Here is a 16,331-nt window from a genome sequence, read left to right as displayed (position 1 = left end):
TTGTAAGAGCCATTGATGACCAATTTCATAGGTCCATTGCCATGCCCGATTCGCCGCTGTTATCCATGCCGTTCAACCCTGCCGGGATCGAGCTTGATCGCCGTCAGGGTTTGAGCCGTCAGCTGTATCAGGCTTTGCGCCTGCGCGTACTGGATGGACGGCTGGCGAGTGGCACGCGGTTGCCAGCCAGTCGCGATCTGGCGGCGGCGCTGGGGATTTCGCGTAACAGCGTTGTGCGCGCCTACGATCAACTCTATGCCGAGGGTTTTATTGAAGGGCGAGTGGGGGACGGAACCTACGTCGCACAATTGATGCCAGTAACGGCCTCGGCAAAAAAACTATCCACAAAAGTATCCACAGGGTTTTCAACAGGCTTACCCACAGCCTTATCCACAAATTGGCTGGATTTACCTGTGGTTTCATCCAGTAAAGTTATCCACAGAGGTGGTTTTTCGCGCATTGAAAACAACCATTTGTCCAAGCCACCGAGCGGTCCACCGCGAGCCTTTCGCGTCGGGGTTCCGGCGTTTGATCTGTTCCCATTCGAGGTGTGGGCCAAGCTGAATGCGGCTTTCTGGCGTAAACCGGATCTGGAGCAGTTGTGTTACGGCGACCCGTCAGGCGACGCGCGCCTGCGTGCAATGATCGCTGCCTATTTGCGTAGTTCGCGCGGCATGCAATGCTCGCCTGAGCAAATTGTGATCACCAGCGGCGCACAGCAAGGCATTAGCCTTTGTGCACAGTTGCTGGTGGAGCCGGGCGACGGTGTAGCGATCGAGAATCCGGGCTACCGCGCGGCCGGTCATGCGTTCGCGGTGGCGGGCGCTCGTTTGCACGGGATTGCCGTGGATGAGGAGGGCATGGACTGCTCGGCGTTGTCGGCCACCGGGGATTGTCGTGTGGCGTATGTGACGCCCTCTCATCAGTACCCGACAGGCGTGGTGATGAGTCTTGCCCGGCGCCTCGAACTGCTCGCCTGGGCCGAGCGCAACCAAGGCTGGATCGTCGAGGACGACTACGATGGCGAATACCGCTACACCGGTGCGCCGCTGGCGCCGTTGGCGGCACTCGATCGACAGGGGCGAGTGCTGTATGTCGGCACTTTCGGCAAGGTTGCCTTTCCGGCATTGCGCCTCGGTTATCTGGTGCTGCCGCCGGCGCTGGTCGATGCCTTCTCGCAACGCCGCGCGGTGGATGTCCGCCATTCCGAGGTCAGTACCCAAGCGGTGATGGCCGAGTTCATGGCGGCCGGGCATTTCCAGCGGCATATCCGGCGCATGCGCCGCGCCGCCCTGAGCCGTCGCAATACCTTGCTCCACGGTTGGCCGACCGCCATTGCCGGTGTTGGAGATTTGCCCGCCGTTTCCGCCGGGCTGCACCTGACGGTGGCCGTAACAAGCATCGAGCGCGAGCAGCAGTTGATTGCGCAGGCAGCAGGCGTTGACGTGGAGATCAACGGCTTGAGCAGTTACTGGCTGCCGGACTCCACTGCACCGCTGGACCAGCGCGCCGGGCTGGTCCTGGGCTTTGCCGCCGTCCCTGAACCTGACATTACAGCGGCACTGAAGCGCTTGCGGCAGGTTTGGCAGGCGTGAAGAACAGATGCTCGGCTGACTGTCGTGAAATCTCGCTGCGATGGATTTCGAGGAGCTGCGAACTGGTGGGATCGCTCGGCTCGTGGGAACCGCCGATGTGTCGTTGCGCGACTGTTTTCATATGACCGGCGGTGAACGAAGCGACGGGAGCGTCGACACTGCTGTAGTGGAAGTGTGCGTAACACAGCACCTTGCCGGTGTGGGCATCGCGTACTTCGTATTCGTCGAGAAAACCCCTTGAGTGGCCTTTGAGCCGGCGACGGGTAATGGTTTTGGAAATCGTCACTTCACCCTTGTCTTTGAGCCACTGCACCCCCGCCGCAGTCGGCGGTTGTTGTTTGATCAGTCCGATGCGAATGCTGGTGCCTTTTTCGTCAAGGGCGTTAGCGGCCTCGTCAAGCTTGTGGCTGATTTCTTCGGTCGGCTTTTTGAAGTCTGCGGTCAGATTACTGGCGGTCAATGCTTCATCAATCGCCGCATTGGCTTCGCGCAAGACAGCGGCATGCTTGTGGTATTCCTCCTCGACTTCGACAGGTATCCGCCGCCCTCGTTTGAGTTGAGCCTCGATACGTTGGTGGAATGCAGCCAGGCCGTCGATCAGCGCCTGGCCTGCACGGCTGCTGACACTCAGGGAAGGACGGGCCTTGGGTTGGCGGGTTTTTGCCGTGCGCTGTTCTACCCAGACACCGGGCGATTCTTCCTGGAATGTGGCGATGACACCCGTCAGGGTGGTTCGTACTTCCACCAGGTCGGATTTTTGCCCCTTGATGCGTTTTTTTCGATTGCCGACTACCGTGCCTCTGGATTGGGTTTTGATGATCTGGTGCGTTGATGATCTCGCCTTCGAAGGCCCCGGTGTCGGTCCCAGCAGGTGCTTGAAGTGCAGCAACTCGGCCAGTTTTACATCCGTGCGCGCCCTGAACCCGTTTACCCGTTTACGCACATGCTGCAGTCGCTCAGTGTTGATCTGTTCGGGATAGTCGATGAGCAGATCACCAAAGCGCTGATCGATAGCGGAAAACTGTTCGGCCACATTGCTCAGGACATCGATGCGTTCGCGCAGGTTGTCGAGGCTTTCATCCTCGGTCAGATTCAGGGTGCTCTGGATACTCAACGCGGCGTCTTCGATGAGACTGGCGAGTGCCTGATAGGCATTGGCGGCGTCCGCTGTCGTAACGGCCTTGATGCAAATCTCCTGGCCAAGACTGATCTGCAAAAGCTTGAGGTCGTTCAGATCATATTTCGGCAATGCCTTGCGATAGGTTGGAATAATTTTGACGGCATCTTTTCCCAACAACGTCAGTTCGTCAAAACGGCTATTGGCCAACTCTGTTTTTTCAATGATGGCCTGGGTCTGGAGGGTCATTCTTTCAAAGGTCTGAACAAACGCCTGCGCGATGAAACCGGCTTCATCGGCAAGCATTGTCTGCAGGGTCTTCAGGTCAGTCTGAAATACGGCGGAATGCAGGTCGAGCCATTCCTGCCCGAGAAACAGCTGCATTTGCAGTCGCTCAATCATGACGGTCCGGTAGTTCGGAATCGGCTCTTTCTGATTCAACGCCTTGATCTGTTCAATATTCGCGCCGTACGCCTTGAGCTGTGCGCCTAGCGTTGCCAGATAGTGCTCGCGTGCCGGTCCTCGTGCTTGCCCGACCGCATCGTTGAAGGCTTTGTGGTCAGCATCACGCTGAATCTGCTTGGCTTTCATCGTTGCGTCGAACGCACTGATTTCGGCAGTCAGTTGCCTGGCGTCCATTTTGCTCACGTCCTGAACGGCCTCAAGTGCGCTGTCAAGTCCGCCGCCTCGCAGGCGCAAGCGAAGGTCGACCACCCATTGGCCGTTGGCCGTGCGGGTCAGTTGCGGCCCGTTGCGCGGCGGTTGCTGGCGCGAGTCGATGATCTGCACCTCGGCGTGCTCATTGAGCATGACTTCGAACCAGCGCTGGCCTACGGGAGCGAACCACTGTTGTTGACGGGAATAAAGATGCCTGTGCGTGCCCTCGGTGGCGGCATCGCCGATGCCTTTGGGTTTGGCGATCTGAAAACTGTCGAGCAGCGCTGCGAGTGCGACCGGGGATCGTTTCAGCGCCGTGAAGGGGTTGACCACCATCTCATGCGCAATGGGCAGTGCAGTGCTGGAGACGTCCGGCAACTGCAACGGTTTGCTGACGACGAGTTCGGTGGTGACGGTGGCGGTGGGTTCTTCCTGCGGGATCGACTCGCTGAATGGCTTGTCGCCGACCGCTGCGCGATGGGCGAGCACCATGCCCAAGGCCAGGAGAATGTCGGTGAGGGCTGTCCAGGCAAGCTTGCCGGATTGCTCATTGGCCACGTCGCTGATCTCTTGCAGGTCGTCCATGATCTGCCAGATCCACGCTGCCGTGCCGACGCTGCGCCCGAGGAATGGCAAAGCCGCGTTGAACAGCATCCAGCCGCCGTGTTTGAGCGTTGCCCAGCGTGCTTCTGCATCAGAGACCGATTGCCGATCGGCCTGGGTGATGACAGCCTGCACGTTGCTGTTATGCAGGGTCGCCAGTACATCGTGTTCAATCGTTGCGGTCGCCAGCGCAACGGGGCCGGACATGTCGAGGGCGGTGAAGGGGTTCACCAGCAATTGCGGGATAGTCCAGACTGAAGGCAATCGGGCGGTGAAGACGAACTGGCTGTAGTTGAAGCGCACATCGTCCGGCAACCAGGCCAGGACCGATTCGCGCAGCTCCTGTGAGTGCTGGATCTCGTAAAACAGGTTGGCGTGTGAGGGAAATTGCATCAGTGCCGTTTCGAACAGCGGTCGATAAAGCAGGCACGGCCCTTTGTCCGCCTCGCGCGGGCCGATGACGAACATGTTGTTGACGATATCGGCCTGTGATCGACTGCGATGGGCCACGAACCCCAGCGGGCGAATGACGATTTCATCGCGATCGACATGACGCTCATCGCCGGTGTTTGCCAGCGCGGCAACCACATAGCGGTAACCCTGTTCAGTGATGCCGGTCTTGCCCTGTATTTTGTGCTGCAACGCCAGCAGCGGCAGTTCGATGGGCAACTGGCTGGCATAAAGTGCTTGCAGTGCCGACGCCTGCTCATTGTTGTCAATCAGCAGGTTTTGCAGGTACGCGGGGTAGGTCTGGCCGATATCGACGCTGCTGACCAGTTGTTGCAGGTAGCTTGCGGTCATCCACTCAGGCAACACGCCGCCATCCTTGTAACGTGCGGTTTTGTTGCCGGCTGGCTGCCCCGCGAGGTTCTGCAGCGCGAGTTCAATGAGCGACAGCGTCTTGGTCTGCGTGTTACCCGGCAAGACAAATGTGCCCCAGACCACCAGGCTGGTGATGCTGATCTCGATGTCATCGATCCTCACCTCGCCGGCTTGCGGATGATCCTTGGCTATCTGTTGTTTCAGGGCATCACGGGTGAACGCTTGCAGGCTGATGACTTCGCTTTGAAATGATTTTCCCTTGTTCGTGTGCTGCACCATCGTCAGATCCAGCAGATGCCGGCTGTAACGGGTTTGATCGGCGGGAGAGGCGCTGTCGAGCCATTCTGGCAGCATCGGACGCAGGCGAGCGATATGAGGTTTGAGGCGCGGTGTCGGCTCTCGCGGATTGCCGACAGTCCCGGTGTGCGGATATAGCTCGCTGGAACTCGAACCCTGAAAATAATTGATCGCGCCCAGCGCCTCGGCTTCCAGGGCGACCAGTGTGCAGGCTTGATAGTCGAAGAAATGGCCCTGTGGTTCGACCAGTCGCCATTTCAACCCGGCACCGGAGGCACCTTGCCAATAACGACGCGGCAGGGCTTCGCCGAGTTTTTCCAGCGATTGAAAACTCTCGAAGCCCTGCAGCACCGAGTGGGTCATGATCAACGTGCGCTTGTCGTCGGTGCCGATCAGTACCGCGGTATCGAGCAGGGTCACATGCTTCTGCTCGTCACCCTCGCCGCGGTCAAGATCAATCAGGCAGGCGCGGGTCTTGTATTTGTCGGTGGGCAGTCGCTGGTGTTTGTCCGGGTATTTATAAAGCGCTTCGGCCATGGCGCGCTGGTCGGCATCCCAGCCAGGGTTCGCGTCGACCTTCCACAAATTGCGCAGGGCCTGTGACATCTGCTGCCAGCGCGGCTGCCCTGGGTAGGTGAAATCATCCCAGTAATTGACCTGGTGTTCCTTGTAGGCGATGAACAGCAACGGTGCCAGCTCATTGAGCAGCTTACCGATCGCGCTGATTTTCACCGGCAGCTGGATGGCGGACGGCAGGTCGGGCTGCAAGGTCAGATAATGCTCACCGTCGAGATACGCCACAGTCGTGCCGGAGAGGCCCAGGCGTACCAGGGTGTCAGTCAGCGATTCGATCAGGTGGCGACCCGGGACGACCCGATCATCTTCAATGACCCAGGTCGGTCTTACGACCATGGCCAGCTGCGGGTCGAGATCGAGGTCGGGATACAGCGTCCTGAGCGCGGGGCGCAGCGTTTTCGACGCAACTTCTCGCAGTGAAGGGCCGGTCACCAGTTGAGTCACGACATCGACGGCGCTGGGCGAGGGGATTTCGGGCATGGGCAACTCCTGCTCTGATGGGCGCGCCCAAGGGCGGCGGTTCCGGGCAAGGTAGCGGCGAGCGGCGGCGCACGTGCGGTACATACATATTGCGGGCAAAAAAAGACCCGCCTGGGCGGGTCTGGTGTTTACGGTTGCGACGAGAATCTGGTTATCGTTCGAAGCCTTCCAATACGTTCACCGCGTTGATGCCGATTTCCTCCACCGCGTAACCGCCCTCCATGACGAACAATGTCGGTTTGCCGAGTGCAGCGATGCGCTTGCCCATCGCCAGGTAATCGGGGCTGTCGAGTTTGAACTGCGAAATCGGGTCATCCTTGAAGGTGTCGACGCCGAGCGATACGACAATGACGTCGGCGCCGTAGCGATCGATCTCGTCGCAGGCCTGATCCAGCGCCGCACTCCACACGTCCCAGCCGGAGCCTGCGGGTAGCGGGTAGTTGAAGTTGAAGCCTTCACCGGCACCTTCGCCACGCTCATCGTCGTAGCCGAGGAAAAACGGAAATTCTGCTTCCGGGTGGCCGTGGATCGAGGTGAACAGCACGTCGCTGCGCGCGTAGAAAATCGATTGCGTGCCGTTGCCGTGGTGATAGTCGACGTCGAGGATCGCGACCTTCTTGTGGCCCTGATCGAGGAACGCCTGCGCGGCGATCGCAGCGTTATTGAGGTAGCAATAACCCCCCATCAAGTCGCTGGCAGCGTGGTGTCCCGGTGGCCGGCACAACGCGAAGGCAGCGCGCGCGCCACGCTGGATTTCTGCTTGCGCGGTCAGGGCAACTTGCGCCGCGCTGTACGCCGCTTGCCAGGTGCCGGCGGTGATCGGTGCGCCGCCATCGAAGCTGTAATAGCCGAGCTGGCCGTGCAGGCTGGTCGGTTTGATTGCACGCAGAGTGCGCGCCGGCCAGGTGTAGGGCAGCAGATCGCCGTCGGTATTGAATTCAGTCCAGCGCGGCCACGCGCCTTTGAAAAAGTCGAGGTAGTCACGGCTGTGGATGCGGGCGATCGGCTCCAGACCGAAATCCTTCGGCGCCTCGACCGGGCCGAGGTTCTGGTTTTTAACGCGCTGCAGCACATGGTCGGCGCGCGACGGCATCTCGAAGCACGGCTTCAGTTGGCCATCGATGAGTTCGCAGCGGCCATGGTGCAGGTGGTGATCGTCCGAGTAGATCGTCAGCATTTGTTGTTCTCCGCAGGGCTGATTCGGTTGCTCCCAGTGTTGCGGCGCGAGGTGAATCGGAAAACGGCAGGAAAGGCCAAAAGGGGATGGATATGGCCAAAAAAACTGACCGCAATTCGCCCCTCAGGCCCGGAATTGACTCGGCGCCACGCCGCTCCAGCGCACGAAGGCATGACGAAAGCTCGCAGTCTCACTGAAGCCAAGGGTCTCGGCGATGCGGTAGATCGGCAACTGATCCTCACACAACATCTGCTTGGCTCGCTCGAAGCGCAGTTCATCGAGCAATTCCTGATAGCTGCAGCCCATGTCCTTGAGATGCCGGCGCAGAGTGCGTGGCGAGCACTTCATCTGTTGCGCCAGGCCTTCCAGCCCCGGCGCGGCGTTCAGTTGGGCGCTGAGCAACTGGCGGATGCGCCCGAGCCACGCTTGGCGTCCGGTGAACTCAAGGTTCTGCTTGCGGCAGCGTTCGGCCATGGCTTGATGGGTGATGACATCGGCCAGCGGCAGCGGTTGATCGAGCCAGTGACGGTCGAAGGCGAAGGCATTGTCCTTGGCGGCGAAGTGCAGCGGGCTGTCGAAGTGCTCGGCATAACTGTCACGGTAATCCGGTGCGGCGTGTTCGAAGCGCGTGGCGAGCAAGGGCAGCGGATGCCCGAGCAGGTCATCACAAATGACTTTCAGCGACACCAGGCAGAACTCGGCATTGAACACCGCCATCGCCGGGCTCTCGCGATAATCGGCCGCGACGAACCAGACGCGTTCGCCATCGTCTTCCAGACTCAATTCGAAAAGTGTTCCCAACAGCGCCGGATAGCGAATCGCCAGACGTAAAGCGTCACCGAAGGTGGCACAGGTCAGCAAGGCATAGCCAAGGATGCCGTAGCAGGAAACGTGCATGCGCCGGCCCAGCTCCAGGCCGATGTCGTGCTTAAGCGCGACTGCATTGGCGCAGACCTGCATCTCCTGATTGGTGGTGATGCGCGTGTCGGCCCGGCTGAGATCCGCCGCACTGATGCCGCTGCCGGCCAGCAACGCTTCGCTCGACAGGCCTTCGGCTTTGAAGGTGTTGAGGATTAGCGAGACGGCGTTGAGGGTGGTGAGGTGGGAGTGCAGCATAAGATCTTCCAGCCTGAGGATGGCTGGAACGCAGCAAATTGCATGCCGCAGCAGCCCCTCACCCCAACCCTCTCCCAAAGGTAGAGGGGGCCGATTGGGGGATATTGGCGAGATGCACCGAGGTGATACATCTCTGCCGAATCCACAATCGACGCGATTTATCAGGTCGACGGACAGCGAAAAACAACTCGGTCAGTGCCCTCCCCTCCGGGAGAGGGTGAGGGCCGATCCAGAGCCTTGCTCAGAGCAACTCACCACACAAATCCAGTTCGATCAGCCGACGCATTTCCGCCGTTTCCAGCCCTGCACCGAGCATTCCATGCAACTTGCCGAACGCCGCCTCACGAGTCATGCCACCACCGGACAACACGCCTACACCGCGCAATCGACTGCCAGCCTCGTAAACATCCAACTCAACGCCGCCTTCATGGCATTGCGTGACCGCCACAACGACTACGCCGTTATCCCGCGCACGGCCAAGGCTTGCCAGAAACTCAGGGTTGTCGCTCGGCCCTGTACCGCTGCCGTAGCACTCCAGCACCAGACCCTGAATGCCGCTGGCGAGCAGACCATCAAGGACTTCGGCGCTGATGCCGGGGAACAGTGGCAGCACGGCAACCTTGGCCAGTTGCTTCGGTTGGTTGTAGTTCAACGACGCTGGAATCGAAGGCGCTTTTACGCCGCCGCCCTGACGCTCAAGTCGTTTGAACGGATGACGGCCGAAGCTGCGCACCTTCGCGCAACGGGTTGGCGCCAGTAGCTCACCGTGGAAGTACAGATGCACACCGGGCGCCAGGCCTTGGCCGAGGGCGACCAGTGCGCCGCCGAGGTTTTCCCAGGCATCGCTGTCGGTAACACCGGCCGGCAGCATGGAGCCGGTGAAACACACGCGAGCATTCAGCCCCAGTAACTGGAAGCTCATCGCCGCCGCACTGTAAGCCAGGGTGTCGGTGCCGTGCAGGATCAGCACGCTGTCGCAACCTTGCACATCCACGGCATCGACCACCGCTTCACGCAGTTGCTGCCAATAGGCCGGGGTCATGTTGGCGCTGTCGATCAGCGGCGACATTTCCCGGAAGCGCCACTGCGGCACAACGAGCTCAGGCTGACTGTGCAGGTAGTCGCGCATCCGCGCTTCGAAACCGGACGCCGGGGCCAGGCCATTGGCGCTGGCCTGCATGCCGATGGTGCCACCGGTGTAAAGCACCATGACGTGTTGGGCGGCGGGGTAGGAATTGGCAATCATCTGAGGGTCTCCACAAGAGATGACATTGTAGGAGTGAGCCTGCTCGCGATAGCGGTTCATCATTCAACATTGATGTTGGCTGAAAGACAGCTATCGCGAGCAGGCTCACTCCTACAAGTTATTGCATCACAATAACTGACGGGCGCAGAGGATGCGCCCGTCATTCACCTGTCAGCGTTGCGCTGCAGGTACGCCTTGCGGCTCGGCTTCGGTCTTGTCGGCAGCGGCAGACGGGTTGGTCGGCCAGGCCTTCAGGTCGAGATCCAGATCGGTAAATTTGCTTGAGTCGAACACGGGCTGTTTAACGCCGGCACGGCGCTGCTCGTCGTAGTCGCGCATTACGCGCATGCCGACCTTGAACAGCATGGCCAAGGCCACCAGGTTGACGAAGGCCAGACAGGTCATGGTGATGTCGGCGAAGGCGAACACGGTCGAAAGGTCCTGCATCGAACCCCATACCACCAGCGCCAGCACCAGGCCGCGGAAAGTCATCAGCGCGGCGCGGTTGCGGGTGAGGAACTGCAGGCTGTTTTCGCCCAGGTAGTAGTTGTAGAGGATGCAAGTGAAGACGAACAGCGACAGCGCGACGCTGACGAACATGCGACCCCAGTCACCGACCACAGCGGCCAGCGAGTTCTGGGTCAGGACGATGCCGTCACCTTCGAAGCCCGGGGTGTAGAAGCCCGACAGCAGAATCAGCAGCGCGGTGCAGGTGCAAATCACGAAGGTGTCGAGGAACACGCTGAAGGCCTGAACCACGCCCTGGGCGCCCGGGTGCTTCACGGCAGCCACAGCGGCGACGTTCGGCGCACTGCCCAGGCCCGCTTCGTTGGCGAACACGCCACGCTTCACGCCCATGACAATGGCGCTGCCGAGCAGGCCACCAAAGGCCGGGTCGAGGCCGAAGGCGCTCTTGAAGATGGTTTCCAGCATGGCTGGTACGTGTTCGATCTGGGTACCAATCACGTACAGGGTCACGCCGATATAGGCGAGGGTCTTGATCGGTACGAGCAGGTCGGACACCGAGGCAATGCGCTTGATGCCGCCGATGAAGGTGATGGCGAGCAACACTGCCAGGACGATACCGGTGTGTTGTGGGTTGAATTCAAAGGCGTTCTGCAGCGAGTGAGTCACGGTGTAGGACTGCAGGCCAATGAAGGCAAAGCCGTAGGTGACCAGCAGCAGGACCGAGAACACCACCGCCATGCCTTTGAGTTTCAGGCCGTGCTGGATGTAGTAAGCCGGACCGCCACGGTACAGGCCGTCGCCATCGGCGCGCTTGTAGACTTGGGCCAGGGTGCATTCGAAGAAGCTGCTGGACATGCCGACCAGTGCGGTCACCCACATCCAGAAGACCGCACCTGGACCACCCAGGGTCACGGCGATGCCGACACCGGCGATGTTGCCTGCACCGACACGGCCGGCAAGGCTGAGCATCAGGGCCTGGAACGAGCTGAGTTGCCCGGCGCTGCCTTTGAGGCTGTCGCGGAACACCGCGAACATGTGGAAGAAGTGCCGCAATTGAACGAAACGCGAGCGAATCGTGAAGTAGCTACCGAGCCCGACAATGAGCACGATCAGTACTTTCCCTGAGAGGAAGTCGTTGATGACTTCGAGCATGGATTTTTCCTCGCTGTTTTTTGTGTGAGCAAATGCTGGATGGTAGAAATATCGTGTTACACCGGTGTGCGCGCGGCACGACAGGTGAGGCGATGGTTTCGTCCCGGATCCATTTCGCGGGTTTGTTATTAGTTCGGGTTTCGCATGGGTTATGGCCTCGTTACCGACGACCGCTCACGCGAAGAGGGGCGGCACTATACCGATCAGTGCGGCGCCCGTCTGCACGGTTGTGGTGCAAGCGACGAAACGAAGCTGTGAAACACCCGGCGTTACCGGCGCCGGGCTTGTGCAGGAACTGCTCTGTGTGGGAGCGAGCCGGCTCGCGAAAGCGGTATTGCAGACACATTGCTTTTGAATGTGCCGCCGTCTTCGCGAGCAGGCTCGCTCCCACATTGTTCAGTCCCCAGACATACGGGTCTCAGGGTCAGAAAGTTAAAAAAAAGGGCTTGGGGACAAATCCCCAAGCCCTCAAAAGGTGAGAGGTGTCTAGTCCCTCGACCTGGTGAGCGGTGCTACAAATTACGCGTCGGCTCAGGCTTTAAGCGGAACCAGACGCGGAGCAATCATGTTTTCCGGGCGCAGGATGTCGGCGAGCATGGCTTCGTCGAGCAGACCTTCTTCGCGTACCAGTTCCAGTACGCCGCGGCCGCTTTCAAGCGCGAGGCCGGCGATACGGGTGGCGTTTTTGTAGCCGATGTACGGGTTCAGTGCGGTGACCAGACCGATCGAGTGCTCGACCAGTTCGCGGCAGCGCGCTTCGTTGGCGGTGATGCCGACGATGCAGTGCTCGCGCAGCATGTCCATGGCGCGTTGCAGCAGACGGATCGAGTCGAAGATCTTGAAGGCGATCAGCGGCTCCATCACGTTCAGCTGCAGTTGGCCGCCTTCGGCTGCCATGGTCAGCGCCAGGTCGTTACCGATGACTTGGAACGCCACCTGGTTAACGGCTTCCGGGATCACCGGGTTGACCTTGCCGGGCATGATCGAGCTGCCTGGCTGACGCGCTGGCAGGTTGATTTCGTTGATGCCGGTGCGTGGGCCGCTGGACAGCAGGCGCAGGTCGTTGCAGATCTTCGACAGCTTGACTGCGGTGCGCTTGAGCATGCCGGAGAACAGCACGAAGGCGCCCATGTCGGAAGTCGCTTCGATCAGGTCGGCCGCCGGCACTACCGGTTGACCGCTGATCAGGGCCAGACGCTGTACCGCCAGCGCTTGATAACGCGGGTCGGCGTTGATGCCGGTACCGATCGCGGTGCCGCCCAGGTTCACTTCAGTCAGCAGTTCCGGGGCCAGCGACTTCAGACGCGCCAGGTCTTCGCCCATGGTGGTGGCGAACGCGCGGAATTCCTGGCCGAGGGTCATCGGCACGGCGTCTTGCAGCTGGGTACGGCCCATTTTCAGGACGTGATCGAATTCTTTGCCCTTGGCCGCGAACGCCTGAATCAGGCTGTCGAGGCTGGCCAGCAGGGTGTCGTGACCGAGCAGCAGACCCAGGCGGATCGCCGTTGGGTAGGCGTCGTTGGTCGACTGCGCCATGTTGACGTCGTCGTTCGGGTGCAGGTACTGGTACTCGCCTTTCTGGTGACCCATTGCTTCGAGCGCAATGTTGGCGATCACTTCGTTGGCGTTCATGTTGGTGGAAGTACCGGCGCCACCTTGAATCATGTCGACCACGAACTCTTCGTGGAAATCACCGCGGATCAATCGGGCACAGGCTTCGCTGATGGCAGCGTGCTTGGCTTCGCTCAGGTGACCCAACTCGCGGTTGGCGTCAGCGGCGGCCTGTTTGACCATCGCCAGGCCGACAACCAGTTTCGGGTAATGCGAAATCGGAACGCCGGAGAGACGGAAGTTGTTCACCGCTCGCAGGGTCTGGATGCCGTAATACGCTTGAGCCGGTACTTCGAGGGCGCCAAGCAGGTCGTTTTCTGTGCGGAAAGATGCAGCGGAGGACATGATAGAAATCATCTCGATATGGACCCGGTCTGTGCCGGAACGCTGCGAATGCTAGGCTTGTGGGAAATTTTGGGCCAATGCTGTTCAGCACTGCCCTATGCACATTCGGCATAATGCCCGTGTGACGCCGCGTGCGCGGCAGACGTGTGACCTGTTTTGGTGCGTGTCCTGGAGGACGTGATGAATCTGGAAAGCAAATGGCTCGAGGACTTCAGTGCTCTGGCCGCCACCCGCAGCTTTTCGCAGGCGGCCGAACGGCGCTTCGTGACCCAGCCGGCGTTCAGCCGACGGATTCGCAGTCTGGAGGCTGCGCTGGGGCTGACTCTGGTCAACCGCTCGCGCACGCCGATCGAACTGACGGCAGCGGGGCAGTTGTTTCTGGTGACCGCGCGCACCGTGGTCGAGCAGCTCGGTGAAGTGCTGCGCCATCTGCATCATCTGGAAGGCGGGCAGGGCGAAGTGATGCAGGTCGCTGCCGCTCACTCCTTGGCGCTGGGTTTCTTCCCGCGCTGGATCGCGCAGCTGCGTAATGAAGGGTTGAACATCGCCACCCGATTGGTTGCAACCAACGTCGGCGATGCGGTGCATGCATTGCGCGAAGGTGGCTGTGATTTGATGCTGGCGTTCTACGATCCGGATGCGGCAATGCAGATGGACCCGGAGATTTTCCCTTCATTGCATTTGGGCCAGACGGAAATGCTCCCTGTGTGTGCGGCGGATGCCGAGGGCAAGCCGTTGTTCGATCTGGAAGGAGATGCGAGCGTGCCGTTGCTGGCGTATAGCGCCGGTGCGTTTCTCGGACGTTCGGTGAATGGTTTGCTGCGTCAGCGTCAGCTTCGTTTCACCACCATTTATGAAACCGCGATGGCGGACAGCCTGAAAAGCATGGCGCTGGAAGGGCTGGGCATTGCCTGGGTACCGCAACTGAGCGTGCGCGCGGAACTGGCGCGTGGTGAGTTGGTGGTCTGCGGCGGCCCGCAATGGCATGTGCCGCTGGAAATTCGCCTCTACCGCTGCGCCTTGGTACGCAAAGCCAACGTACGCCTGCTGTGGCGAAAACTAGAAGGCGGCGCCGCACAAGGTACGACCGTAACCTGAGGTTGATGAAAAACCCTGTGGGAGCTGGCTGGCCAGCGATGGCGGTGGGTCAGACACCGACTCTGTTTGCTGATGCGACGCCATCGCTGGCAAGCCAGCTCCCACAGGGATCGTGTGATGTCTATGCTCTGACCTTCAGGTCAATAAAACCGGGCCTTTCGCTCATTTGACAGATGGTCGTTTCGGGGGCTGTTTATTGCTTTCTTTGCGGTATACTGCGCGGCCTTCGGCCGGCACGTCCGGCCATTTTTCGTACAATCAAGCCACGCAACCTGCGTGGCTTGTTGTTTTATGACGCGCCTGCGGGCGCTCCAGAGAGAAGAGGCGCGACGATGAGTGCACTGGTTGGCGTGATCATGGGCTCCAAGTCCGATTGGTCCACCCTTAGCCACACCGCCGATATGCTGGAAAAGCTCGGCATCCCGTACGAGGTCAAAGTGGTCTCTGCCCACCGCACCCCGGATCTGCTGTTCCAGTACGCCGAAGAGGCTGAAGGTCGTGGCATCGAGGTGATCATCGCCGGTGCCGGTGGCGCAGCCCACTTGCCAGGCATGTGTGCGGCCAAGACCCACCTGCCGGTGCTGGGTGTGCCGGTGCAGTCGGCCATGCTCTCGGGCGTTGACTCGCTGCTGTCGATCGTGCAGATGCCAGCGGGCATTCCGGTCGCCACCCTGGCCATCGGCAAGGCCGGCGCGATCAACGCTGCCCTGCTCTCGGCGAGCATCCTCGGCGCCAAGCATCCGCAGTTCCACGCGGTACTGAAAACCTTCCGTGCCGAGCAGACAGACAGCGTCCTGGACAATCCAGACCCACGTATTGCCTGAGGTTGTTGAGATGAAGATCGGTGTAATCGGTGGCGGCCAGTTGGGTCGCATGTTGGCTCTGGCGGGTACGCCGCTGGGCATGAACTTCGCTTTTCTCGACCCTGCGCCGGACGCTTGTGCCGCTGCGCTGGGCGAACACCTGCGGGCCGATTACGGCGATCAGGATCATCTGCGCCAACTCGCCGATGAAGTCGATCTGGTGACCTTCGAGTTCGAAAGCGTCCCGGCCGAAACCGTGGCATTCCTGTCGCAATTCGTCCCGGTTTATCCGAGCGCCGAAGCCCTGCGCATCGCGCGCGATCGCTGGTTCGAAAAGAGCATGTTCAAGGACCTGGGCATCCCGACGCCGGCCTTCGCCGACATTCAATCGCAAGCCGATCTGGATGCCGCCGTCGCTTCGATCGGTCTGCCGGCCGTGCTGAAAACCCGCACCCTGGGTTATGACGGCAAGGGCCAGAAAGTCCTGCGCAAGCCGGAAGACGTGGTTGGCACCTTCGCCGAACTGGGCAGCGTGTCCTGCCTGCTGGAAGGCTTCGTGCCGTTCACCGGTGAAGTCTCGCTGATCGCCGTGCGTGCCCGCGATGGTGAAACGAAGTTCTATCCGCTGGTGCACAACACCCACGACAGCGGCATCCTCAAGCTGTCGGTGGCCAGTACCGATCACCCATTGCAGGCGCTGGCCGAAGACTACTCGAGCCGCGTGCTCAAGCAACTCGACTACGTCGGCGTCATGGCGTTCGAGTTCTTTGAAGTCGACGGTGGCCTCAAGGCCAACGAAATCGCCCCGCGCGTGCACAACTCCGGGCACTGGACCACTGAAGGCGCCGAGTGCAGTCAGTTCGAAAACCATCTGCGCGCCGTTGCCGGCCTGCCGCTGGGTTCGACGGCCAAAGTCGGCGAGAGCGCGATGCTTAACTTCATCGGTGTTGTACCGCCGGTTGAGAAAGTCATCGCTATCGAAGACTGCCATCTGCATCACTACGGCAAGGCCTTCAAGGCCGGGCGCAAGGTCGGTCACGCCAATCTGCGTTGCGCCGACATGGCTACGCTGCAGGCGCAGATCGTCAAGGTCGAAGCGCTGATCGCCGAGTAACGACAGTTTCATTTGGCAGCGGCGGAACCATTCAGGGGCCGCCGTTCTCTGATT

General features: G+C 60.4%; 10 protein-coding genes. 4 read left to right on the top strand and 6 right to left on the bottom strand.

Annotated features, from left to right (window positions below; all coding sequences use genetic code 11):
* Positions 1-41: 41 nt before the first annotated feature.
* Positions 42-1,595 carry a PLP-dependent aminotransferase family protein gene (locus CKW14_RS07040; protein WP_095125051.1) on the top strand — a complete coding sequence of 518 codons (1,554 nt, stop codon included), beginning with the start codon at positions 42-44 and terminating at the stop codon, positions 1,593-1,595.
* On the opposite strand, the gene CKW14_RS07035 is transcribed toward CKW14_RS07040, so the two are convergent.
* From CKW14_RS07035 to aspA, 6 genes are all read right to left on the bottom strand, one after another.
* Positions 1,552-6,147 (bottom strand): dermonecrotic toxin domain-containing protein, encoded by a 4,596-nt coding sequence (locus tag CKW14_RS07035; protein ID WP_095049633.1) that lies wholly within the window; start codon positions 6,145-6,147, stop codon positions 1,552-1,554. The two genes, CKW14_RS07040 and CKW14_RS07035, sit on opposite strands and share 44 nt — an antisense overlap.
* Positions 6,148-6,298: 151 nt before the next feature.
* Entirely contained in the window at positions 6,299-7,324 is a 1,026-nt protein-coding gene (locus tag CKW14_RS07030; RefSeq protein ID WP_095049634.1) for a histone deacetylase family protein, read from the bottom strand.
* A 123-nt stretch (positions 7,325-7,447) separates the two neighbouring features.
* Positions 7,448-8,440 (bottom strand): AraC family transcriptional regulator, encoded by a 993-nt coding sequence (locus CKW14_RS07025; protein WP_095125050.1) that lies wholly within the window; start codon positions 8,438-8,440, stop codon positions 7,448-7,450.
* Positions 8,441-8,681: 241 nt separating this feature from the next.
* A complete protein-coding gene (locus CKW14_RS07020) occupies positions 8,682-9,686 on the bottom strand; it encodes an asparaginase (protein ID WP_095125049.1) in 1,005 nt (334 codons plus the stop codon).
* A 171-nt stretch (positions 9,687-9,857) separates the two neighbouring features.
* On the bottom strand, positions 9,858-11,306 hold the full coding sequence (locus tag CKW14_RS07015; protein ID WP_095125048.1) for a sodium:alanine symporter family protein: 1,449 nt from the start codon (positions 11,304-11,306) through the stop codon (positions 9,858-9,860).
* 531 nt (positions 11,307-11,837) lie between these two features.
* On the bottom strand, positions 11,838-13,262 hold the full coding sequence (gene aspA / locus CKW14_RS07010; RefSeq protein ID WP_095049638.1) for an aspartate ammonia-lyase: 1,425 nt from the start codon (positions 13,260-13,262) through the stop codon (positions 11,838-11,840).
* A gap of 180 nt (positions 13,263-13,442) precedes the next feature.
* Between aspA and CKW14_RS07005 the strand changes: the two genes are divergently transcribed.
* From CKW14_RS07005 to CKW14_RS06995, 3 genes are all read left to right on the top strand, one after another.
* Complete coding sequence (locus CKW14_RS07005; protein WP_095125047.1) at positions 13,443-14,360, top strand: LysR substrate-binding domain-containing protein; 918 nt, start codon at positions 13,443-13,445, stop codon at positions 14,358-14,360.
* Between the two features lie 332 nt (positions 14,361-14,692).
* The gene (purE, locus tag CKW14_RS07000) at positions 14,693-15,184 is read left to right on the top strand and encodes a 5-(carboxyamino)imidazole ribonucleotide mutase (protein ID WP_007954291.1); all 492 of its coding nucleotides are present in this window, start codon (positions 14,693-14,695) and stop codon (positions 15,182-15,184) included.
* Positions 15,185-15,194: 10 nt separating this feature from the next.
* Complete coding sequence (locus CKW14_RS06995; RefSeq protein WP_007920221.1) at positions 15,195-16,277, top strand: 5-(carboxyamino)imidazole ribonucleotide synthase; 1,083 nt, start codon at positions 15,195-15,197, stop codon at positions 16,275-16,277.
* Positions 16,278-16,331 lie beyond the last annotated feature (54 nt).

Source organism: Pseudomonas sp. Irchel s3a12, from assembly GCF_900187485.1.
Classification (GTDB): domain Bacteria; phylum Pseudomonadota; class Gammaproteobacteria; order Pseudomonadales; family Pseudomonadaceae; genus Aquipseudomonas; species Aquipseudomonas neuropathica.
This window is presented reverse-complemented; position numbering and strand designations above follow the sequence as displayed.

Excerpts from the sequence above, each read along its gene's own strand:
- CKW14_RS07015 (WP_095125048.1), bottom strand. The coding sequence starts at position 11,306 with ATGCTCGAAGTCATCAACGACTTCCTCTCAGGGAAAGTACTGATCGTG.
- CKW14_RS06995 (WP_007920221.1), top strand. The coding sequence starts at position 15,195 with ATGAAGATCGGTGTAATCGGTGGCGGCCAGTTGGGTCGCATGTTGGCT.
- CKW14_RS07005 (WP_095125047.1), top strand. The coding sequence starts at position 13,443 with ATGAATCTGGAAAGCAAATGGCTCGAGGACTTCAGTGCTCTGGCCGCC.
- CKW14_RS07030 (WP_095049634.1), bottom strand. The coding sequence starts at position 7,324 with ATGCTGACGATCTACTCGGACGATCACCACCTGCACCATGGCCGCTGC.
- CKW14_RS07020 (WP_095125049.1), bottom strand. The coding sequence starts at position 9,686 with ATGATTGCCAATTCCTACCCCGCCGCCCAACACGTCATGGTGCTTTAC.
- purE (WP_007954291.1), top strand. The coding sequence starts at position 14,693 with ATGAGTGCACTGGTTGGCGTGATCATGGGCTCCAAGTCCGATTGGTCC.
- aspA (WP_095049638.1), bottom strand. The coding sequence starts at position 13,262 with ATGTCCTCCGCTGCATCTTTCCGCACAGAAAACGACCTGCTTGGCGCC.
- CKW14_RS07025 (WP_095125050.1), bottom strand. The coding sequence starts at position 8,440 with ATGCTGCACTCCCACCTCACCACCCTCAACGCCGTCTCGCTAATCCTC.
- CKW14_RS07040 (WP_095125051.1), top strand. The coding sequence starts at position 42 with ATGCCCGATTCGCCGCTGTTATCCATGCCGTTCAACCCTGCCGGGATC.
- CKW14_RS07035 (WP_095049633.1), bottom strand. The coding sequence starts at position 6,147 with ATGCCCGAAATCCCCTCGCCCAGCGCCGTCGATGTCGTGACTCAACTG.